The following is a 19,941-nucleotide window of genomic DNA, read 5'->3' as shown; positions in this document are numbered from 1 at the left end:
GCAGCAAATAATAGGTAAAGGCGGTGCGCCGCTGGAAGCCGTTGGGCCTCAGCCGGTCTCGCTCAGGATCTGGTCCTTGGCTTGCGGCAGCAGTTCTGCACGTTTCGCCCTGATCTCATCGGCGGAGGCTTTTCCCTGCAGCTCGCCTTCCAGTTTGCGAACAACATCCTCGTGGCCGGCTTCTTCCAGATCCGCCGCTACAATTTCACCTGCAAAGGCTTCGGCGTCCTTGCCGCCGAGCCCCAGGAGGCCGGCAGCCCACAGACCCAGCAGCTTGTTGCAGCGGGCCTGCGCGTTGAACTGCATCTCCTCATCATGCGCGAACTTCGCTTCAAAGGCCTGCTCGCGCTCGTCAAATGTCGTCATATCGCGTCCTCATTAAACCTGTTGCACCCCAATATATGATAGGAGCATGATAGCAGCTTAGGGCAAGAAAAAATTGTGTCCGGTTAAACCCTTGTACAGCAGTGCAAGCGGAGCGGCGGGGTGCGGTCCATCCTCCGGGCACCAGACGTTGCGGCTCCTGGCGGGGGTGGCATTCACCCTGGCACTGCAGCACGCTTGCGGCTGAAGCCCCCTTGCACTATGAGAGCGGCACATCGCAGGGCCGGATTCCCGGCATTGACCCGAAAGGTTCCCAATGGCGCGTCGCAAGAAGATTTACGAAGGCAAGGCCAAGACTTTGTATGAGGGCCCCGAGCCCGGCACCATCGTGCAGTACTTCAAGGATGACGCCACCGCCTTCAACGCCGAGAAACACGACGTGATCGAGGGCAAGGGTGTCCTGAACAACATCCTGAGCGAATTCTTCATGCTGGGGCTGGCGCAGATCGGCGTGCCGACCCATTTCCTCAAGCGCCTGAATATGCGCGAACAGCTGGTGCGCAGCTGTGAGATCATTCCGCTGGAAGTGATCGTGCGCAACTACGCGGCCGGCTCGATCTCCAAGCGCCTGGGCATCGACGAGGGCACCCAGCTGCCGCGCCCGGTGGTGGAATACTGCTACAAGGACGACGCCCTGGGCGACCCGCTGGTCACCGAGGAGCACATCGCCGCCTTCGGCTGGGCCAGCCAGCAGGACATGGACGACATCCTGAGCCTGGCGCTGCGTGTGAATGATTTCCTGTCCGGCGTGTTCCTGGCCGTCGGCATCCGCCTGGTCGACTTCAAGATCGAGATCGGCCGGATCTACGAGGGCGACTTCCAGCGCCTGGTGATCGCGGATGAGATCAGCCCCGACAGCTGCCGCCTGTGGGACATCAAGACCGGGCAGAAGCTGGACAAGGACGTGTTCCGCCGCGACCTGGGCAGCCTGACGGATGCTTATTCTGAGGTCGCACGCCGCTTGGGCGTGATGCCGAACAATCCGCCTGCGCCGGGTAAGCCGACGCTGGTGAACTGAAATAGGGACCCGCAGCGCCTGCCGCGCCGCGGGTCTTTGAGTATTTTTGGAAAGATGAAGCCCGGCAGGGCTTCGCCATCGAAAACCTGAGGGATAATGCGATGAAGGCACGGGTGCATGTGATGCTGAAGAACGGGGTTCTGGATCCGCAGGGCGAGGCCGTGCGCCACGCGCTTGGCGCTCTGGGCTTTGACAAGGTCGAAGGCGTGCGCCAGGGCAAGGTGATTGACCTAGATCTGGCAGAGGGCGCCACCGAGGCAGACGTGACCGCAATGTGCGAGAAGCTGCTGGCCAACACCGTGATCGAATCCTACAGCATCGAGATGGCCTGATGAAGGCGGCGGTTGTTGTTTTCCCGGGCTCGAACTGCGATCGCGATCTGGCGGTAGCGTTTGAGCAGGCCGGTTTCGACGTGTCGATGGTCTGGCACAAGGACAGCACGCTGCCCGAGGGCGTGGACATCGTCGGCGTGCCGGGCGGGTTCTCCTATGGCGATTACCTGCGCTGCGGCGCAATCGCAGCCCAGTCCCCGATCTGCAAGGCCGTGATCGAGCATGCGGACCGCGGCGGTTATGCGATTGGCGTCTGCAATGGCTTCCAGATCCTGACCGAAACCGGCGTGCTGCCGGGCGCACTGCTGCGCAATGCAGGTCTGAAGTATATCTGCCGCACCGTGAACCTGAAGGTAGCGACCTCCGAAAGCGTCTTTACCCAGGGCTATAATGCAGGTGATGTGATCGGCGTGCCGATTGCCCACCACGACGGCAATTACTTTGCCGATGCGGAGACCGTGAAGGCGCTGCAGGACCAGGATCGCGTGGCCTTTACATACGAAGAAAATCCGAATGGGTCGGTAGCGGATATTGCCGGCATCCTGTCGGAAAACCGCCGTGTTCTCGGTATGATGCCGCATCCGGAGCGGGCTGCGGACGAGGGCCATGGCGGCACCGACGGTGCGGCAGTCTTCCGCGCATTGGCGGGGATGGTCACCGCTGCGTGACTTGAGGATATGCGGCGGCGGTCATAGGGTGTCTTTATGACCGCTCCGCGCTCTACTATGACCCAGGGCAAGTCCAAGTCCGGATCCCGCACGATTTCGTGGCGGGCGCGGCTGGCGCTTGTTTTGTTCATGGCTGTGGCTGCGGTCACGGTCTGGACCACCAACCGGGCGCTGACTCACAGATTCACCGAAAGCACCCGTAACCGCGCGGAATTGCGGCTGGCGCTGTACTCCGGCAACCTGCTGAGCGAGCTGCGCCAGCACGCCATCGTGCCGCAGCTGCTGGCCCGCGACCAGACGCTGATCTCAGCCCTTCAGTCCAGCGACTTCTCCTTGTCCACCCAGCGGCTGATTTCCTTTGTTGATGAAATCGGTGCCGCTTCGATCATGCTGCTGGCGCAGGACGGGCGGACGGTGGCGGCGACCGACCGCAACCGGCTGGGGGAGAGCCACCGCAACGCCGCCTATTTCGTCGATGCGGTGCGGGCAAAGTCGACGGTGTTTTCAGTCATCCCAAGGGAAGTGGGCGGGTACCGGTTCACCTATTCCCGCCGTGTGATCGACGCGACGGGGGTGCTGGGGGCGATTGTGGTTGAGGTCGACCTGCAGAAGTTCGAACGCGCCTGGGCCGGGATCTCGGATGCGGTTCTGGTCACCGACAGCACCGGCAATATCATCCTGGCAACAGAGGCGCGGTGGCGCGGGTTGCAGGAGGCCGACGCCCTGACCCTGCAAACACCCGAAGGGGCGATCCAGCGGGCGATCCGCGCCACCACCGACTGGACGGCGCTGCCGCCGGATGCCTACCTGCAGGGCGAAGCCGTGATGCGGCTGGAAACCCGGGTCCCGTTCCAGGGATGGCGCATGGCCACTTTCACCACCTATTCATCCGTCCGCGAACGGGTAAATGCGGTACTGGCGCTGGAAATCATGGGATTCGCCATCCTTCTGGCGCTGGCCTTCTATGCGCTCAGCCGCAAGACCGCGTTGCGCATGGCGCTGTTCCAGCGCGAGTCGGCAGAGCTTCGCGTATTGAATGCTCGCCTTCAGCGGGAAATCGCCGAGCGTGAACGCATGCAAAAGACCCTCGCCGTAGCGGAACAAAGCCTGGCGCAAAGCTCGAAGCTGGCCGCCCTCGGCGAGATGTCGGCCGCCGTCAGTCACGAGCTGAACCAGCCGCTGGCGGCGATGAAAACTTATCTGGCCGGTGCGCGGCTGCTGTTGAACCGGAACCGTCCGGACGAGGCGCTGGCCTCCTTTGGCCGCATTGATGACTTGATCGAACGGATGGGCGCAATCACCCGCCAGCTCAAGTCCTATGCGCGCAAGGGCGGTGACGCATTCAGCCCTGTAAACTTGGGTGATGCGCTGGCCTCCAGCCTGTCAATGATGGAGCCGCAGCTGCGTCAGCGGCATGTGAAAATAACCCGCATCCTGCCGGAAGAACCTGTTATGGTAATGGGCGACCGGATGCGGCTGGAGCAGGTGATGGTCAACCTCTTGCGCAATGCGCTGGACGCCACCAAATCCGTGGCGGACCCTGAGGTGGAAATCCTGCTGGCTGCGGGTGAGACAGCAACCCTGTCGGTGCGCGACAACGGGATGGGTATCAAGGACTTCGACAACTTGTTTGAGCCTTTTTACACCACCAAGCAGCCCGGCGACGGGGTTGGATTGGGGCTTGCCATCTCCTCGGGGATCGTCAACGACCTCGGGGGACGGCTGACCGCCCGCAACGGGCAGAACGGCGGGGCGGTCTTTGAAATGCAATTGCCGGTCCTGGTGGACGGTATCGAAGCTGCCGAGTAGGCGGCCCGGAGTGATTAGGAGTGAACGCGCATGGCCCAGGCTATGAAAATCGCGATCGTGGACGACGAACAGGATATGCGGCAGTCGATCAGCCAGTGGCTGGCGCTGTCTGGCTATGACACGGAGACCTTCTCCAGCGCCGAAGAGGCTCTGAAGGTTCTGGGTCCGGACTACCCGGGCATCGTGATTTCCGACATCAAGATGCCGGGCATGGACGGCATGCAGTTCCTGAAGAAGCTGATGGGCAGCGACAGCGCGCTGCCGGTGATCATGATCACCGGCCACGGCGACGTGCCTATGGCGGTGGAGGCTATGCGCGTCGGTGCCTTCGACTTCTTGGAAAAGCCCTTTAACCCGGACCGCATGTCCGAGCTTGCCAAACGCGCGACCGGCGCCCGCCGCCTGACACTGGACAACCGCGTGCTGCGGCGCGAACTGTCGGATGGCGGCCAGATCATGAAGAAGCTGATCGGTCAAAGCCCGGTGATGGAGCGCCTGCGCGAAGACATCCTGGATCTTGGCCAGGCTGACGGTCATGTGCTGATCGACGGCGAAACCGGCACCGGCAAGACGCTGGTGGCCCATGCCTTGCACGCTGTTGGCAGCCGGGCGGGCAAGAAATTCGTGCTGATCTCCTGTGCCGCATTGGAAGAAGAGGCGCTGGCCAAGCGTTTGTTCGGGCCGATGCTGCCCGAGGACAGCATGCTGCCCGCCATTGAGGAGGCCCGCGGCGGCACCTTGGTGCTGGAGGACATCGACGCGCTGTCGGAAACCCTGCAGGCCAAGCTGCTGAGCGTGATCAACGAGCAGGGCACCCCGGCGGAAACCCGGATTGTTGCGATCTCTAACCTGCAGGAAGCAGGCAAGACGTGTGAAGACGCGCTGCGCCCGGATCTGTTCTACCGTCTGGCAGCCCTGCGCATCACCGTGCCGCCGCTGCGCCAGCGCGGCGAGGATATCCTGACCCTGTTCACCCGCCTCTCGGAGCAATTCTCCGAGGAATACGGCTGCGACGCGCCGCAGGTGAGTGCGCAGGAGGCCGCGCAGCTGCTGCAAGCGCCCTGGCCGGGTAATGTGCGCCAGCTGATCAATATTGCCGAACGTGCAGTGCTGCAGTCGCGCCGGGGATCCGGCACTATCGCATCGCTCTTGATGTCTGATCACGAGGAAATGCAACCGGTGATGACCACCGAGGGCAAGCCTCTGAAAGAGTATGTGGAAGCGTTTGAGCGGATGCTGATTGATAATACCATGCGCCGCCACAAGGGCTCAATTGCCAGCGTGATGGACGAGCTGTGCCTGCCGCGGCGGACCCTGAACGAGAAAATGGCGAAATACGGCCTGCAACGGTCCGACTACTTGGCTTGAACCGGCGGTAACTGTTTCCTGGCGCGCCAAACGGTCCGGAAAACCTGTATTTTGCGAAGCGGAATTCGTGCCGAACTCCGCGTCTCTGCAGGAAAACTAACCTGAAATTAACGGCTTGCCTGATACGGGCAGGCCGTTTGCATTTTCAGGCCCCGTGGTGACGAATGTCCATTGTCATTACCTATCCACAGGCCTTATGCTGGCGCAACGGGCCGGAAACCGGCAAGTGGTTCCGCCCGTTCTGATGAGATTCGCTGGCTTCGGCTTTTGTCCGGCATGATCCGAGAAAGCTGCAGCCAGACCGATTGGCCCTCTTGAATAAAGGGGGCAGTTTAGCGCCCAAGCCGGGATTTAAGCCGGTGCAGGGATAACAAGGCAGGCACGGGCATACCCCGACTGCCGGAGAAGAACCGCGATGACGCGCGCGAGAGCGAAGAGCACTGAGGCAGGAAGGCCGGGCATTGACCCCGGGACCACCTGCTGCACCGCGCCGTCTAACATCGCCCTGACAAGACACCACCCGAAACGTGCGCGGCCGCCTGGAAGCAGGAGGCTTGCGGGCGCACAGGGCAGGTGCACCAAGGACCCATGGCAAAGAAGATGCTTATTGACGCCACCCACGCGGAAGAAACCCGCGTTGTGGTGGTCGATGGAAACAAGGTTGAGGAATTTGACTTTGAATCCGAAAACAAACGCCAGCTTGCTGGCAACATCTACCTCGCAAAAGTAACCCGCGTCGAACCGTCCCTGCAGGCGGCTTTTGTGGACTATGGCGGAAACCGCCATGGTTTCCTGGCGTTTTCCGAGATCCACCCGGATTACTACCAGATCCCCGTCGCGGACCGTGAGGCCCTGATGGAGGAAGAGCGCGCCTATGCCGAGGCGATGCGCGCCCGCGACGAAGACGAGGAAGAGAAACCGGCCAAGCCCAAGCGCTCGCGCCGTTCCAAGTCTTCTGCCAAGGCAGCCAAGGCGTCGTCCAAGGATGCCGTGGAAACAAAGGAGGTCGAGGCTTCTGAGACTGCGGCTGGCGAAATCGCCGGCATGGAAACCATTGACCTGACCGACAGCAGCGAGGCTGCGGACGTTCCGGCAGAACTGGCTGAGGTTCCGGAAGGTTCCTCGCCGATGGAGCGTGTCGCCGAAACCCCGGTTGAAGAGCCTGAAGAAGGTGAAGCCGCTGAGGCCGCGCCTGCAGCGGAAGCTGAAGAGCCTGCTACCGCAGCGGCCGAAGCTGCTGAAGAAGTTCCGGCTGAAGACGCCTCAGCTGAGGCAAGCGACGAGAGCGGCTCCGAAGCTGAGGCCGGAACTGCATCCGCGGATGAAGCGGCTGCGGTTGACGGCGAACAGACTGAAGACGGCGCTGCCGACAGCGACGAGGAGGGCGACGACGACGGCGAAACCAGCCGCGCTGATGCCACCTCCAAGGACGAGAGCATCGAGTCGGTTGCCGACGAGGACGACAGCGAGGACATCCGTCCGCCGCGCAAACCGCGTCCGCGCCGCTACAAGATCCAGGAAGTGATCAAGGTCCGCCAGGTGTTGTTGGTGCAGGTCGTCAAGGAAGAGCGCGGCAACAAAGGCGCAGCGCTGACCACCTACCTGTCGCTGGCCGGCCGCTATTGCGTGCTGATGCCCAACACCGCCCGCGGCGGCGGCATCTCCCGCAAGATCACCAATGCAGCTGATCGCAAGAAACTGAAAGACATCGCTACCGAACTGGACGTGCCGACCGGCGCGGGCCTTATCGTGCGCACCGCTGGTGCCAAGCGCACCAAGTCCGAAATCAAGCGCGACTATGAATACTTGCAGCGCCTGTGGGAGCAGATCCGCGAGCTGACGCTGAAATCCATCGCGCCGGCCAAGATCTATGAAGAGGGCGACCTGATCAAACGTTCGATCCGCGACCTCTACAGCCGCGAGATCGACGAGGTTCTAGTGGAGGGCGACCGCGGCTACCGCATCGCCAAGGACTTCATGAAGATGATCATGCCGTCCCACGCCAAGAACGTGAAGCACTACCAGGACGGGCTGCCGCTGTTTGCGCGCTTCCAGGTGGAAAGCTATCTGGCGGGCATGTTCAACCCGACAGTGCAGCTGAAATCCGGCGGCTACATCGTGATCGGCGTGACCGAGGCGCTGGTGGCGATCGACGTGAACTCCGGCCGTGCCACCAAGGAAGGCTCGATCGAGGAAACCGCGCTCAAGACCAACCTGGAGGCCGCCGAAGAGGTGGCGCGCCAGCTGCGCCTGCGCGACCTTGCCGGCCTGATCGTCATCGACTTCATCGACATGGACGAGCGCAAGAACAACGCCGCCGTCGAAAAGCGCATGAAGGACAAGCTGAAGACCGACCGTGCCCGCATTCAGGTGGGCCGCATCTCCGGCTTCGGCCTGATGGAAATGTCGCGCCAGCGCCTGCGTCCCGGCATGATCGAGGCGACCACCGCGCCGTGCCCGCATTGCCACGGCACCGGCCTGATCCGCTCCGACGATTCGATGGCGCTGTCGATCCTGCGCCAGATCGAGGAAGAGGGCACCCGCCGCCGTTCCCGCGAAGTGCTGGTTCGCTGCCCGGTCTCCATCGCCAACTTCCTGATGAACCAGAAGCGCGAGCACATCGCCCAGATCGAGGCGCGCTACGGCTTGTCCGTGCGCATCGAAGGCGACGCGCATCTGGTCAGCCCGGACTTTGTGCTTGAGAAGTTCAAGACCGCGTCGCGTACCGTTCCGGCGGCAACTGCGCCTGTGGTTTCTGTGGATACTTCGATCATGGATCAGGTGGACGCGGAAGAGACCAAGCAGGACGAGGAAGAGAGTGCTGCTGCGGCTGAAGCGGAAGTGCCAGAAGACTCATCTCAGGACGACAAGCCCAAGCGCAAGCGCCGCCGCCGCCGCCGCCGGAAGGGCGGCAATGGCGAGCAGTCTCAGAATGGCGAGACCGGCGATGAGGCATCCGAGGATCAGGAGCAGCCCAAGGAAGAGGCCGCAGAGGCGTCTGAGGCTGCTGCTGAAGGCGAAGAAGCCCCGGCGGAAGAGGTGAAGGAAAAGAAACGCACCCGCACCCGGACCCGCTCGCGCAAGCCGAAGGCTAAGCCTGTGGAGGCGGAAGCTGCTGATGGTGAAGAGGCTGCAGCCGAAGAAGCGGCTCCGGTTGAAACGCCTGAGGAACCTGCCGCAGTTGCGGCGGCTGCCGATGCAGCTGATGCGCCGGAGGCTGAGGCCGCAGAACCTGTGGCAGAGCCGGTATCCGAGGCTGAAGAAGCCACGGCAGACACCGAAGCAGCCACCACTGCGCAGGAAGAGGCCGCTGCGCAAGAGGTCGAGTCTGCAGAACCTGAAGAAGCCCCTGCGGTGAGCGCTGAAGAAGCTGCAGAGGAAAGTGCTGCTGCAGAGCCAGATGCAGAATCAGAGCCCGCTGCTGAGCAGCCTGTCTCGGAAGAGGCCGCACCTGCCGAACCTGCACCTGTGCAGGAGGAGAAACAGCCGGAGCCTGCGATGGCCGGTGCCGAGGCAGAACCGGAACCGGCATCCCCGCCGAAGCCCAAGCGCCGCGGCTGGTGGTCGATGGGCAGCTGAGGCTGACAAGCGATTTTGGAGAAGGCAGGCCGATCGGCCTGCCTTTTTTTGCGCGTGGTCTGTCTGCTAAAACAGAAGGCCTCGCTTGCCGCAGCCGTATTCCGAGCCAGAAGTCAGCCCGAATACCGGTTGCCTCGCGGCATGATGCAGGCTCTGTTTGCGGTTAGCTAGTCTTGCGGATCAAGTAGATCTGATGCTCTGGCCCGGCGCTGTAGCCAAGAAATTCATGGCCGGCCTCATTGCAGAAATGCGGCACGTCGATCACCGCTGCCGGATCATCCGCCAGCAGTTCCAGAATCTGGCCGGGCTGCAGCGATTTCAGCCGCTTGCGGGCCTTCAGGACGGGCAGGGGGCAAAGCAGCCCGATTGCGTCAACGGTCTCTTTGATCTCGGTCATGGTGTGCAGATAAGCGGGATGTTTCATGCTGTCCACAAGGATGTGACCAGCCGTCCCCGTGACGTTGGTCCGCGGCTGGCATAAGTGTTGGAACATGTTTGGAATCGAGATCATCGACGCAGGGCTGCTCCCTGCCATGCTGGTGGCGCTGCTGGGCGGCGTGATCAGTTTCCTGTCGCCCTGCGTGCTGCCGATTGTGCCGCCTTACCTGGCCTATATGAGCGGTGTCACCATCGGCGAAATGCAGGGCACTGTCGCCGCGCGCCGCAAGGCAATCATCGCCGCGCTGTTTTTTGTTCTCGGGCTGTCCACGGTGTTTTTGCTGCTCGGTTTCACCGCCTCAGCTTTTGGCGCATTTGTGCTGAAAAATCAGGAGCTTTTCGCCCAAGTTTCAGGCGTGGTCGTGATCATCTTCGGCCTGCATTTCCTGTCGGTATTCCGTATCCCCCTGCTGGACCGCGAGGCGCGGATGGAGGCAGGCGAGTCGGGTGGTTCGGCTCTTGGCGCCTATGTGCTGGGTCTGGCCTTTGCCTTTGGCTGGACGCCCTGCATCGGCCCGCAACTGGGGGCGATCCTGTCGCTGGCGGCATCGGAGGCCTCTGTCAGCCGCGGCACCATCCTGCTGGGAGTTTATGCTGCGGGGCTGGGCGTGCCCTTCCTGCTGGCAGCGATGTTCCTTAACCGGTCGATGACGCTGATGAACAAGATGAAGCGCCACATGGGGCTGATCGAAAAAGTGATGGGGGGTCTGCTGCTGTTTGTCGGCATCATGCTGGTCACCGGCTTGTTCACCACCTTCTCCTGGTGGCTGCTGGAAACTTTCCCAGCACTGGCAACACTGGGCTGAGACCAAGCAATGCGAGGGGCCTGCGGGCCCCTTTTCTTGAACCCTCCGGGCCTTACTCTTGCCGGATTGCGCTGTTAGTCTGCCCGCAGAGAGGCAGAGCAGGTCAGCGTGGATCAAAGCGGTTCCAATCCTCAGCAGGTGCGCAGACGGCGGGTGTTCTACATCCCCGGCTACGATCCGATTCACCCGCGCCGCTACCGGGAGCTCTACCGCAAGGAAGGTGCCGCGCAGGCGCAGATTTCCGGTTACAGCCTGACACTGGCTCCAAAACAGACCAAGGGTCCATATGGCTGGCATGTTGCCGCGGAGATGGACGGGCAGCGGGCTGAGGCGGACGTTGAGGTGCTGGTCTGGTCCGACATCGTGCGCGGTAGCATGGATGCCACGATACCGGGCACCTACTGGCAATTGGTGCGGACCGCCTGGATCTATATTTCCACCGGCGCGTTGCGGCGGCTGATGCGGTTGCGCAAGGGACCGGTGATCGCGGCGCTTTACCCTGTTGGGATGCTTCTGTTGCAGGCGCTGCTGGCGCTGCTGCTGGCGTGGGGTGTGGCTCGCGCGTTTGGGATTCTTGCCGGACTGCTGAGCCTTGGCGGCCCGCTGACCACTCTGTTGGGCTGGAACCTTGGACTTGGCGCAGGCTATGCGCTGTTGCGCTGGTTCAAGAGGCGAGATGGCAAGTTTTTTGCCTATTACCTGATGCATGACTACGCGCATGCTGCTGCCACCCGTGGTGCAATCGAGCCAGAGATGGAGGCCCGGATGGGCCAGTTCCGTGCTCTGATCGCAGAAGCCTTGCAGGATAAGGGGCTGGAGGAGGTGCTGGTTGTCGGCCATTCTTCAGGCGCGCATCTGGGGGTGTCGGTGCTTGCTGATCTGATCCGGGAAGGGGTGCCGCCGGAACGGCCGGCCCTGGGCTTTCTGACATTGGGACAGGTCGTGCCGATGGTTTCCTTCCTGCCGCGGGCGCGGAGGCTGCGGGCCGATCTGAAATACCTATGCCAGCGTGAGGAGCTCGCCTGGGTGGATGTCACGGCGCCGGGTGACGGCTGTGCCTTTGCCCTTTGTGATCCGGTGGCCGTCAGCGGCGTCGCGCCCGAGAACAAGCGCTGGCCGCTGGTGTTCTCCGCTGCTTTCACCCAGACACTCAGCCCGGAACGCTGGCAACAGCTGCGCTGGCGGTTCTTCCGGCTGCATTTTCAGTATCTCTGCGCGTTCGACCGCCCGGGCGACTACGACTACTTCCGCATCACCGCCGGGCCGCTGACGCTGGCGGAACGCTACAAGAACCGCAAACCTTCGCGGTCACGCATAGATGTTCCGGTTTCCAAATTCACGTCGGTTGCCGCTGAATGACCCAAGTGAAGCCTCCAAAACCATCTGCTCGGCCTGACCGGGTGTCGCTGTGGCGCTATGCGAAACTGTTCCGCCAGGACATCCTCTCGGCGCAGCCCGCCAAGCTCTACCGGGCCTGGATGGCGGAGTTCCGGACGCCGTTCTTTCGTTCCTACCTTGTAAACCAGCCGGATCTTGTAAAGCTTATGCTGAAGGAGCGTCCGGATGATTTTCCAAAATCGGACCGCATCGCCGAGGGGTTGAAACCCTTGCTCGGCAATTCGGTGTTCCTGACCAATGGCGAGGCCTGGAAGCGGCAGCGGCGGATCATTGATCCGGCCTTTGAGGGGGGCAGGCTGAAGGACACTTTTCCTGCAATGCGGTCTGCGGCGGAGGCCGCTGTGGAGCGCCTTGAAGAGCGGCAGGGGCCAGTGGAGATTGAGGAGCAAACCTCGCACGCGGCAGCGGACGTGATTTTCCGGACGCTGTTCTCGATCCCGATCGAACATGAGGTGGCCGGACAGGTCTTTGCCCGCTTTCGCGACTACCAGCGCAGCCAGCCATTATTGAATCTGGCCACCTTTGTGCCGCTTCCGCGCTGGATGCCGCGGTTCTTCCGCAGCGGCACCCGCCGGAACGCATCTGAGATACGGGCGCTGATTGCGCAGTTGACGGCCGAGCGCATGGCGGCAATCGAGGCCGGCACTGCGCCGGATGATCTGGCGACCAAGATCATGACGACCCGTGACCCGGAAACCGGCAGCACTTTTGATACGGCGGAGATGGTGGATCAGGTGGCGATCTTCTTTCTGGCCGGCCATGAAACCAGCGCCTCTGCCCTGGCATGGGCGCTGTATCTAATGGCGCTGAACCCGGACTGGCAGGAGAAAGTGGCGGCGGAAGCGGCTGCGCTGGAGGATGAGGCCTTTGCCGCGGTAACTAAACTGAAGATCAGCCGCGATGTGTTCCGCGAGACCCTGCGGCTCTATCCGCCGGTGCCGATGATGGTGCGCGAGGCCGCCTGTCCGGAGCGCTTCCGGAACCGGGACGTTCCGAAGGGCGCGCAGATGGTGCTGAGCCCCTGGCACCTGCACCGCCATGAGCGGTTGTGGGAGAACCCGGACGGTTTTGATCCTGGCCGCTGGGGGACGGAGAACGGCAAGCAATGCCAGCGCGACGCCTATATTCCGTTTTCCGCAGGCTCCCGGGTCTGCACCGGGGCGGGGTTCGCCATGGTGGAGGGACCGCTGATCCTGTCAATGATCCTGCGCCGGTTCCGGATTGAGCCGGTGGCAGGCAAGGCGCCGGTTCCCGTGGCGCATCTGACGGTGCGGTCGAAAAACGGGATCTGGCTACAGCTGATCAAAAGATAGCCAAGAAAATTCGAATTTTCTTGGCAAATTTCTTCGAAGAAATTTGCGTCATTGAATGAGACGCAAGGCATCCTGATTGCAGAAGATGACAACCTGGCCTGCATTCTCCACGGCGTGATAACCGCGGCGTTTCAACTCGAACCGGAAACGGTCCCAGCCAAGCAGCCGTTCAATGTCACGTTTCTGGCGGCGGACCACACCTCCCTTTGCAGCAGCTTGGGACTGAAAGAGCTGCTGCAGCCAAGCATCTGCTGAAAGAGGAGCGGGCATCGTCATGCAGCCACTGTCCGCGATCGTGGTTAACGCCCTCTTAACCGGCGCAGCACAAACAGCCGGATCGCGGAGGCGAGGCCGGAGTCTTCACCGCGGGTTTCATCAATTTCGGCTGCCAAGTCGTTGATTGCGCGGTTTTCCTCTGCGGCGATCTCGCGGAAGGCATCCCAAAAGTCATCTTCCAGCGACACCGAGGTCCGGTGCCCGCGCAAGGTCAGGGAATGCTTCCTGGGGCGCCCGGTCATTCGTCGCGCTTGTGTTCGTCCAGACGGCGGGCGTCCTGGTCATTGCGCGCTTTGTCCAGGTCTTTCTCTGCCTTGGTCCGCCCGAATGTCACGGAATTCTGGTCAGCGCGGGCCTTCTTCTCAGCCCGCGCTTTTTCTTTTCTGTACCGGTTCAGATTGACCGGCTTGCCCATCAGTCCTTGGGCCCGATCATCTGCTCGGGGCGAACTACGGCGTCAAAGGTTGCTTCGTCCACGAAGCCGAGCGCAATTGCCTCTTCCTTCAGCGTGGTGCCGTTCTTGTGGGCGGTCTTGGCGACCTTGGTGGCGTTGTCATAACCGATGGTGGGCGCCAGCGCGGTGACCAGCATCAGCGACTCCTTCATCAGCTTGTCGATGCGCGGCTCATTGGCCTGGATGCCGTTCAGCATCCGCTCGGTGAAGCTGTCTGCTGCATCACCCAGCAGCTGGATTGACTGCAGCAGGTTGTAGGACATCATCGGGTTGTAGACATTCAGTTCAAAATGGCCCTGGGAGCCTGCAAATTTGATCGCTGCGTCATTGCCCATCACATGGGCGGCCACCTGGGTCAGTGCCTCTGCCTGGGTCGGGTTCACCTTGCCCGGCATGATCGAGGAGCCCGGCTCGTTTTCCGGCAGGACCAGCTCGCCCAGGCCGGAGCGTGGGCCGGAGCCGAGGAAGCGGATATCGTTGGCGATCTTGTAGCAGCTGCCCGCAATGGTCGCGAGCGCGCCGGACAGGAACACCATGGCGTCATGGGCGGCCAGTGCTTCGAACTTGTTCGGCGCGGTGACAAAGGGCAGGCCGGTGATTTCGGCCATGTTCGCCGCCACGGTTTCGCCCCAGCCGGCTTGGGTGTTGAGGCCGGTGCCGACGGCGGTGCCACCCTGTGCCAGTTCGTAGATGCCGGGCATTGCCGCCTCGACCCGCGCCAGGCCCTGACGGATCTGATGCGCGTAACCGCCGAATTCCTGACCCAGGGTCAGCGGGGTCGCATCCTGGGTGTGGGTGCGGCCGATCTTGATGATGTCCTTGAACTCCTCCGCCTTGGCTTCCAGACCTTCAGCCAGTTTGGTCAGACCTGGCACCAGAACGTCGCGCACGGACATCGCAGTGGCGATATGCATGGCGGTGGGGAAGGTGTCGTTGGAGGACTGGCCCATGTTGCAGTGATCGTTCGGGTGCACCGGATCCTTGGAGCCGATGGTGCCGCCCAGGATTTCGATTGCGCGGTTGGCGATCACTTCGTTGGAGTTCATGTTGGACTGGGTGCCGGAGCCGGTCTGCCAGACCACCAGCGGGAAGTTGTCATCGAACTTGCCCTCGATCACCTCACTGGCTGCTTGGATCACCGCATCGGCGATTTTCGCGTCCAGCTTGCCGGAGGCCTTGTTGGCCATGGCACAGGCCTGCTTGATGACGCCAAGCGCGCGCACGATGGCCACCGGCTGCTTTTCCCAGCCGATCGGGAAGTTCATGATCGAGCGCTGGGTCTGCGCGCCCCAGTATTTTTCTGCCGGGACTTCAAGCGGGCCAAAACTGTCGGTTTCGGTGCGGGTTGCGGACATCCGTCTGTCTCTCCGTTGAGTATGCGATTGTATGCCGTTTAGCCTGCGCCGGGCTAGGGCGCAATTGGCCAGTTGCGCGCAGCATAGCCAAAAGGGCCGCAAGGTATAGTGTTGAATTGGCACAACCCTGCGCGTGCCATTGCCTGAGAACATGCTATGCTTAAGGTGCGGGAAACGGGTTATGCTGTATCCGGAAAGGAAATGAATGTGCCAATCCGCTTGTCTCTTGAAATGTCATTGAAATCCCTTGCCGCCTTGGTTGTGGCGGGCGGAATTCTCGCGGCTGCAGCAGGGCAGGGGATTGCAGCCGGGATTGCGCAGTTCGCAGGCGAGTACTCCGGCAGTGTCGAAATCGTCAAGGCTGACGGCGACACTGATCCGCGCGACATGAGCGTGGTTATCCGCGAGATGAAGAAAGGGTTCACCATCAAATGGACCTCCACGACGGAGCGGGACGACGGCAGCAGGAAATCCAAAACTTACGAGATTGAGTTCCAGACGTCCCGTCGCGACGGTGTCTATTCAGCAGCTATGAAGCGGAATGTTTTCGGTCATGAAGTGCCGCTTGATCCGATGGAAGGCGAGCCTTTTGTATGGGGGCGGATCAACGGCGACACCCTGACTGTGTTCTCGCTGTTCATTCATCCGAACGGCGACTACGAGATGCAGCAGTACGACCGGACGCTGGCGGAGGGCGGGCTGGATCTGGTCTATATTTCCCGTCTGAACGGCGAGCCGCAGCGGCAGCTGAAAACTTTCCTCGTCCGGCACTAACGTCCTGCGTTTGCCCTAACAAAAAAGGCAGCCCGCCGGGCTGCCTGATCCTGTGGCCTGAAAATCAGGCGGGTTATTTGCGGAAACTGTCAAGCGACACCACATCAGCGTCCTTTTTCTTGGGTTCCGGCTGGTCTTCAGCACTGACCGGCTCGTCCTCGGCGTCCGGTTCTGCAGAGTAGCCGTCTGCGTCTTCATCGGCGCTTTCAAACCGCAGACCGAATTCCACCGAAGGATCCACAAAGGTGCGGATTGCATCATAGGGGATATAAAGCGGCTCAGGCGAGTCACCGAAGTTCAGCGTGACCCCAAAGCCGTCTTCATCAACCGACAGATTGTCAAACCAGTGTTGCATGACCACGGTCATTTCACCCGGGTAGCGGTCGGACAGCCAATCCGCCAGTTCCACGTCCGGATGGGCAGTGTCGAAGGTTATGAAAAAGTGATGGTTGCCAGGCAAGCCATTCTCGGAAACGTCCTGCAGCACAGTCCGGATAAGGCCGCGCATGGCAGAGTGCATCAGGTTGCCATAGTCGATTTCACGGGACATGCAGTCACCCTTTGTTCATTTGCTGTTAAGCATAAGAGATTCTGCCGGAAACAAAAGAGCAGCCTTGCGGGCCGCTCAATTATTTTTGCTGCAGGGGAAACCCTATGACTATCCGCAGTCAGCTGATTGCAAACGGTAATTCCGCGATGGCCAGGCCAGCAGCCGCCATGATCGCCAGCAAGAGCAGCATATTGCCGCGCACAGCCCGCGCCACCAGCGGGGCAAGCAGAACCAGCACCAAGGCTGGCATGTTCACGCTGTTCCAGACAGGGACAGGAATGTGCAGAACGCCAGCCTCATAAACGCCGGTCCCGGCAAAGGCGACGTGCATCAGGAACCACATTGTCAGGTTCAGGATGACGCCCGCAACGGTGGCGGTTACGGCCTTCAGCGCCATTCCGAGGCGGGGATGCGATGCGATGCGTTCCACATATGGCGCAGCGGCAAAGATCCACAGGAAGCAGGGCATGAAGGTGGCCCAAAGCGCCACCGCGCCGGCGGCGAGGAACAGGCCGGCACCGCCCGCCTGCAGTCCAGACAGCATAGCAACGAATTGGGTAACGAGGATCAGCGGGCCGGGGGTGGTTTCCGCCAGCCCCAGCGCATCGATCATCTGGCCGGCGCTGATCCAGCCGAACTGGCTGACCACGGTCTGGCTGATATAGGCCAGCACTGCATAGGCCCCGCCGAATGTCACCACTGCGAGCTTGGAAAAGAACCAGCCGATATCCGCCAGGAATGACGCATCGGACAGGCTCAAGGCAATCAGCGGCAGCAGCCACAAGGCACCCCAGACGGCAATCGTCCGCACGGTGCCGCCATTGCTGGCGGGCGGGGKATGCAGCGCTTCGGGCGCATTGGCGTTCTGGCGCATCAGGCCGATACAGGCGGCGGCCAGCACCACCAGCGGAAACGGCAGGTTCAGCAGGAACAGCGCGGCAAACCCAAACCCCGCCAGCGCCCAGTCCAACGGTTGCTTGAGCGCCTTTCCGGCAAGCCGGCGCATGGCCTGCAAAATGATGACGACCACGGCCGCCTTGACACCCAGGAAAGCCGACTGCACCGAAGGCATCGTGCCGTAAAGCGCATACAGCCAGACCAGGGCTGCAATTACTGCCGCGCCCGGCAGCACAAACAGCAGCCCTGCCATCAGCCCGCCTGCAGTGCCGCGCATCCGCCAGCCGGTATAGGTGGCCAGCTGCATTGCTTCCGGTCCCGGCAAGAGCATGCAGAAGCTGAGCCCGCGCAGAAAACTCTCTTCGCTCAGCCAGGAGCGGTCCTCCACCAGTTCCTTGTGCATCACGGCGATCTGGGCTGCCGGGCCGCCAAAGCTCAGCACGCCGATGCGCCCGAAGACGCGGAGCATTTCCGTCCAGGAGGGCTGGCTCATGATTTCCGGTCCGCGGGCCAATCGTGGCCTTCCCCGCGCCCGTCCCGGGCCCAGCGGTACAATGCGTCATAAAGGATCATGCCTGCCTCAAGCTGCTGGTGGTCATCCTTGAACTGGCGCGACAGCCCGACCGAGAGTGCGAGAAGCCCCGCTGACTCAGGCGCCAGATCCTGCCGGTTGGTGTCGGCGCCTCTCACAACCCGGGCCAAGGTGTCAAGCGCCGGGGTTCTGAGGCCGAACTCATCCAGCATGGTGTCGAAGGTGCACAATTCGCCGCGGTGCGACCAGAACACATCCTCGACGTCAAAGGGCGTGGCGCCGAAACGCTCAGCCACTCCCGAGACTTCAGGAGGAGAAACAAACAGGAACCGCGCTTTTGGATCCACGAAACGGCGGATGAGCCAGGGGCAGGCGATGCGGTCGATCTTGGGGCGGTGGCGGGTCACCCACAGGGTGCTGCCGCCAATGGGTGCGGGCAGGGCGCCGGCTGGAATGCGCGGCGCGTCTTTGTGGTCACGCCAGCCAAACATGCCGCCTTGCAGGTATTCAGCCGCGATCCCGTCATGGCGCAGCCATGAAGCTACACCTTGCGACAGCTTCAGGCCCTTCTGGCAGATCACAATGCAGCGCCGCCCGCCAAGGTGTTCCTTGAGGTTTTCGATGCCGGTATGCGGGTGCTGGAAGGAGCCGGGGATCAGATAGGGATCCGAGGCAATGTCCTCATCGGTGCAGATGTCCACAAGAACCGGCGCGTCCGGCGTGCCAATCAGGCGCAAAAGCTGGGCAGGGGTGATTTCATTCGGGGCAGCCATGGGCATGTCTCCTCGCGAGCAAGGTTAACATGCGAACCTTGGGCTGTCGCCTCACGGGGCGTTCGCGGTTGTCCCCATATGCCTTTAAGAGCGTGTTTGCACCCGCGTTGTCAAGTATTTGCGGGCCCAGGCTACCGCAGCCGCTCACCCGTCATGCAGATGGCCATCGCCTCAGGCGGCAGCTGGCCAAGCTGTTCGAACATCTTGAAGTAGTCCATGTTGGAATGCAGTTCAGCGATCTTGCCGTCAGCCACTCGCGCCATCACTTGCCCGGTGATCTGAAAGTCATTTCCGTCCTTGGGGTCGCTGGTGTCAACCAGCAGCCGGACCGACACCCAGTCCCGGGTTTCCATTGCGTGAGTGAAGGTGACTTTCATGGGCCCCAGCAGATTGCGCAGTGCGGCGACCACTTCTCTGTAGTCGCATTCCGGTTCGGCGAGGGCCGAGACCGCACCGGAGATCAGCGTGTTTTGGGTCATTACCTGAGGCACTGCATCCAGATTGCCCTTGCACCAGACTTCCTCGAACCAGAAATGCAGCACGCGCGTCAGCGGCATGTCTGCGCTGCTGCCCGGGTCGAACGGTGCGGCCATGTTCGGGTATTCACCCGCCGAAGCGGGCACTTGGCCGCGCGCAGGGGAGGCCCGGCGCGGAGAGACTTGTGGAGTGCTGGTTGTCTTGGTCATTTCCACCTTTTGGGAGCCGGTGTCCGGCCGGGGACGCGGCAGCATCCGGTTGCGCATTAAACAAGCATCATATCGGGGGAAAGGTAAAGTGCAGGTTTCTGTTGCCAGGTACCTGCGAACCCCGCCTTACGCGGCTAGGCGCAAGGGCTTAGATTTCGATTCCTCGAACTGCTTACGCAGCCAGAGCAACCGGAGCACGATTGTCGTTTGCAATTGTACTGTTTGGGCCGGTACGGTGGCACCCCGCCGAGACAAAGCAAAACCCCTTTAGACGTCCGTCGATCCTGTTTCGGCCCCATGATCCCCAAACGAAGGATGTTGGTGGAGCCGCCGGGTACCGCCCCCGGGTCCGATCCGCTTATTACGAGCGCGTTTATGTCCATAGTTCCCGAAAGAACAGGAGTCATATAGTCGGCTTCATGGCGGTTGCAAAGGGGTGAAMCGGAATCCTGCGAGGATTCCGGCCAGTTTTCCGGCGCGGAAAACTGGCGTTTGCGGCAACTGATGCACTTAATAATCCTCGCAGGATTT

The 19,941-nt window shown here is 61.7% G+C and carries 20 protein-coding genes and 1 other RNA gene; 10 read left to right on the top strand and 11 right to left on the bottom strand.

Features of this window, described 5'->3' with window-relative positions; all coding sequences use genetic code 11:
* Window positions 1-48 precede the first annotated feature (48 nt).
* Complete coding sequence (locus A9D60_RS06875) at window positions 49-366, bottom strand: DUF1476 domain-containing protein (RefSeq protein ID WP_065266889.1); 318 nt, start codon at window positions 364-366, stop codon at window positions 49-51.
* Window positions 367-640: 274 nt separating this feature from the next.
* On the opposite strand from A9D60_RS06875, the gene purC reads away from it, so the two are divergent.
* The 6 genes from purC to A9D60_RS06845 all read left to right on the top strand — a co-directional run bounded on the left by purC (window position 641) and on the right by A9D60_RS06845 (window position 9,158).
* Window positions 641-1,402: a phosphoribosylaminoimidazolesuccinocarboxamide synthase gene (gene purC, locus A9D60_RS06870; protein ID WP_019297459.1), complete on the top strand. Its 762-nt coding sequence runs from the start codon at window positions 641-643 to the stop codon at window positions 1,400-1,402.
* A 101-nt stretch (window positions 1,403-1,503) separates the two neighbouring features.
* Window positions 1,504-1,734: a phosphoribosylformylglycinamidine synthase subunit PurS gene (purS, locus tag A9D60_RS06865; protein WP_019297460.1), complete on the top strand. Its 231-nt coding sequence runs from the start codon at window positions 1,504-1,506 to the stop codon at window positions 1,732-1,734.
* Window positions 1,734-2,402 (top strand): phosphoribosylformylglycinamidine synthase subunit PurQ, encoded by a 669-nt coding sequence (gene purQ, locus A9D60_RS06860; RefSeq protein ID WP_039178401.1) that lies wholly within the window; start codon window positions 1,734-1,736, stop codon window positions 2,400-2,402. Before purS ends, purQ begins: the two co-directional genes overlap by 1 nt.
* A 36-nt stretch (window positions 2,403-2,438) precedes the next feature.
* On the top strand, window positions 2,439-4,211 hold the full coding sequence (locus A9D60_RS06855) for an ATP-binding protein (protein ID WP_065266888.1): 1,773 nt from the start codon (window positions 2,439-2,441) through the stop codon (window positions 4,209-4,211).
* Window positions 4,212-4,241: 30 nt separating this feature from the next.
* Window positions 4,242-5,579, top strand: coding sequence for a sigma-54-dependent transcriptional regulator (locus A9D60_RS06850; protein WP_039178395.1), 1,338 nt, complete (start codon window positions 4,242-4,244; stop codon window positions 5,577-5,579).
* A 588-nt stretch (window positions 5,580-6,167) separates the two neighbouring features.
* Entirely contained in the window at window positions 6,168-9,158 is a 2,991-nt protein-coding gene (locus A9D60_RS06845; RefSeq protein WP_065266887.1) for an Rne/Rng family ribonuclease, read from the top strand.
* A 163-nt stretch (window positions 9,159-9,321) separates the two neighbouring features.
* On the opposite strand, the gene A9D60_RS06840 is transcribed toward A9D60_RS06845, so the two are convergent.
* Window positions 9,322-9,555, bottom strand: a complete 234-nt coding sequence (locus A9D60_RS06840) for a sulfurtransferase TusA family protein (RefSeq protein WP_065266886.1) — start codon at window positions 9,553-9,555, stop codon at window positions 9,322-9,324.
* A 94-nt stretch (window positions 9,556-9,649) separates the two neighbouring features.
* Here A9D60_RS06840 and A9D60_RS06835 point away from each other — a divergent pair, with 94 nt between their 5' ends.
* The 3 genes from A9D60_RS06835 (at window position 9,650) to A9D60_RS06825 (ending at window position 13,113) form a co-directional block, all read left to right on the top strand.
* Window positions 9,650-10,402, top strand: coding sequence for a cytochrome c biogenesis CcdA family protein (locus tag A9D60_RS06835; RefSeq protein ID WP_039178387.1), 753 nt, complete (start codon window positions 9,650-9,652; stop codon window positions 10,400-10,402).
* A gap of 138 nt (window positions 10,403-10,540) precedes the next feature.
* Complete coding sequence (locus A9D60_RS06830) at window positions 10,541-11,761, top strand: hypothetical protein (RefSeq protein ID WP_065266900.1); 1,221 nt, start codon at window positions 10,541-10,543, stop codon at window positions 11,759-11,761.
* Window positions 11,758-13,113, top strand: coding sequence for a cytochrome P450 (locus tag A9D60_RS06825; protein ID WP_065266885.1), 1,356 nt, complete (start codon window positions 11,758-11,760; stop codon window positions 13,111-13,113). The genes A9D60_RS06830 and A9D60_RS06825 overlap by 4 nt, the downstream gene beginning before the upstream one ends.
* A 48-nt stretch (window positions 13,114-13,161) precedes the next feature.
* On the opposite strand, the gene A9D60_RS25435 is transcribed toward A9D60_RS06825, so the two are convergent.
* From A9D60_RS25435 to fumC, 4 genes are read right to left on the bottom strand one after another with little or no spacing between them, the layout of a single operon-like run.
* A complete protein-coding gene (locus tag A9D60_RS25435) occupies window positions 13,162-13,389 on the bottom strand; it encodes an N-(5'-phosphoribosyl)anthranilate isomerase (RefSeq protein ID WP_083194116.1) in 228 nt (75 codons plus the stop codon).
* A 23-nt stretch (window positions 13,390-13,412) separates the two neighbouring features.
* A complete protein-coding gene (locus A9D60_RS06815) occupies window positions 13,413-13,631 on the bottom strand; it encodes a ribbon-helix-helix domain-containing protein (protein WP_065266883.1) in 219 nt (72 codons plus the stop codon).
* Window positions 13,628-13,804, bottom strand: coding sequence for a DUF4169 family protein (locus A9D60_RS06810; RefSeq protein WP_065266882.1), 177 nt, complete (start codon window positions 13,802-13,804; stop codon window positions 13,628-13,630). The genes A9D60_RS06815 and A9D60_RS06810 overlap by 4 nt, the downstream gene beginning before the upstream one ends.
* Window positions 13,804-15,198: a class II fumarate hydratase gene (gene fumC / locus A9D60_RS06805; protein ID WP_065266881.1), complete on the bottom strand. Its 1,395-nt coding sequence runs from the start codon at window positions 15,196-15,198 to the stop codon at window positions 13,804-13,806. The genes A9D60_RS06810 and fumC overlap by 1 nt, the downstream gene beginning before the upstream one ends.
* A gap of 231 nt (window positions 15,199-15,429) precedes the next feature.
* On the opposite strand from fumC, the gene A9D60_RS06800 reads away from it, so the two are divergent.
* A complete protein-coding gene (locus tag A9D60_RS06800; protein ID WP_254656638.1) occupies window positions 15,430-15,972 on the top strand; it encodes a hypothetical protein in 543 nt (180 codons plus the stop codon).
* A gap of 73 nt (window positions 15,973-16,045) precedes the next feature.
* Here the strand turns inward: A9D60_RS06800 and A9D60_RS06795 are convergent, their stop codons facing one another.
* The 5 genes from A9D60_RS06795 to ssrA form a co-directional block, all read right to left on the bottom strand.
* Window positions 16,046-16,522: an SspB family protein gene (locus A9D60_RS06795; protein ID WP_065266880.1), complete on the bottom strand. Its 477-nt coding sequence runs from the start codon at window positions 16,520-16,522 to the stop codon at window positions 16,046-16,048.
* Between the two features lie 118 nt (window positions 16,523-16,640).
* Window positions 16,641-17,912, bottom strand: coding sequence for a chromate efflux transporter (gene chrA, locus A9D60_RS06790; protein ID WP_065266879.1), 1,272 nt, complete (start codon window positions 17,910-17,912; stop codon window positions 16,641-16,643).
* The gene (locus A9D60_RS06785; protein ID WP_065266878.1) at window positions 17,909-18,724 is read right to left on the bottom strand and encodes a chromate resistance protein ChrB domain-containing protein; all 816 of its coding nucleotides are present in this window, start codon (window positions 18,722-18,724) and stop codon (window positions 17,909-17,911) included. The genes chrA and A9D60_RS06785 overlap by 4 nt, the downstream gene beginning before the upstream one ends.
* Window positions 18,725-18,855: 131 nt before the next feature.
* Window positions 18,856-19,410 carry a nuclear transport factor 2 family protein gene (locus tag A9D60_RS06780; protein WP_254656637.1) on the bottom strand — a complete coding sequence of 185 codons (555 nt, stop codon included), beginning with the start codon at window positions 19,408-19,410 and terminating at the stop codon, window positions 18,856-18,858.
* 87 nt (window positions 19,411-19,497) lie between these two features.
* Window positions 19,498-19,847, bottom strand: a transfer-messenger RNA (tmRNA) gene (ssrA, locus tag A9D60_RS06775).
* Between the last annotated feature and the right edge of the window lie 94 nt (window positions 19,848-19,941).

The sequence above is a fragment of the Leisingera sp. JC1 genome (assembly GCF_001679925.1).
In the GTDB taxonomy this organism is placed as follows: domain Bacteria; phylum Pseudomonadota; class Alphaproteobacteria; order Rhodobacterales; family Rhodobacteraceae; genus Leisingera.
Note: the sequence above shows the minus strand (reverse complement) of the source record. Positions and strands in the feature narration are given on the sequence as shown.

Bases quoted from the DNA above. Each gene is read 5' to 3' on its own strand.
- purQ (WP_039178401.1), top strand. From the start codon at position 1,734: ATGAAGGCGGCGGTTGTTGTTTTCCCGGGCTCGAACTGCGATCGCGAT.
- purS (WP_019297460.1), top strand. From the start codon at position 1,504: ATGAAGGCACGGGTGCATGTGATGCTGAAGAACGGGGTTCTGGATCCG.
- A9D60_RS06875 (WP_065266889.1), bottom strand. From the start codon at position 366: ATGACGACATTTGACGAGCGCGAGCAGGCCTTTGAAGCGAAGTTCGCG.
- A9D60_RS06835 (WP_039178387.1), top strand. From the start codon at position 9,650: ATGTTTGGAATCGAGATCATCGACGCAGGGCTGCTCCCTGCCATGCTG.
- A9D60_RS06800 (WP_254656638.1), top strand. From the start codon at position 15,430: ATGTCATTGAAATCCCTTGCCGCCTTGGTTGTGGCGGGCGGAATTCTC.
- A9D60_RS25435 (WP_083194116.1), bottom strand. From the start codon at position 13,389: ATGACGATGCCCGCTCCTCTTTCAGCAGATGCTTGGCTGCAGCAGCTC.
- A9D60_RS06795 (WP_065266880.1), bottom strand. From the start codon at position 16,522: ATGTCCCGTGAAATCGACTATGGCAACCTGATGCACTCTGCCATGCGC.
- A9D60_RS06825 (WP_065266885.1), top strand. From the start codon at position 11,758: ATGACCCAAGTGAAGCCTCCAAAACCATCTGCTCGGCCTGACCGGGTG.
- A9D60_RS06850 (WP_039178395.1), top strand. From the start codon at position 4,242: ATGGCCCAGGCTATGAAAATCGCGATCGTGGACGACGAACAGGATATG.
- A9D60_RS06845 (WP_065266887.1), top strand. From the start codon at position 6,168: ATGGCAAAGAAGATGCTTATTGACGCCACCCACGCGGAAGAAACCCGC.
- purC (WP_019297459.1), top strand. From the start codon at position 641: ATGGCGCGTCGCAAGAAGATTTACGAAGGCAAGGCCAAGACTTTGTAT.
- A9D60_RS06785 (WP_065266878.1), bottom strand. From the start codon at position 18,724: ATGGCTGCCCCGAATGAAATCACCCCTGCCCAGCTTTTGCGCCTGATT.
- A9D60_RS06840 (WP_065266886.1), bottom strand. From the start codon at position 9,555: ATGACCGAGATCAAAGAGACCGTTGACGCAATCGGGCTGCTTTGCCCC.
- A9D60_RS06810 (WP_065266882.1), bottom strand. From the start codon at position 13,804: ATGGGCAAGCCGGTCAATCTGAACCGGTACAGAAAAGAAAAAGCGCGG.
- fumC (WP_065266881.1), bottom strand. From the start codon at position 15,198: ATGTCCGCAACCCGCACCGAAACCGACAGTTTTGGCCCGCTTGAAGTC.
- A9D60_RS06780 (WP_254656637.1), bottom strand. From the start codon at position 19,410: ATGACCAAGACAACCAGCACTCCACAAGTCTCTCCGCGCCGGGCCTCC.
- A9D60_RS06815 (WP_065266883.1), bottom strand. From the start codon at position 13,631: ATGACCGGGCGCCCCAGGAAGCATTCCCTGACCTTGCGCGGGCACCGG.
- A9D60_RS06855 (WP_065266888.1), top strand. From the start codon at position 2,439: ATGACCGCTCCGCGCTCTACTATGACCCAGGGCAAGTCCAAGTCCGGA.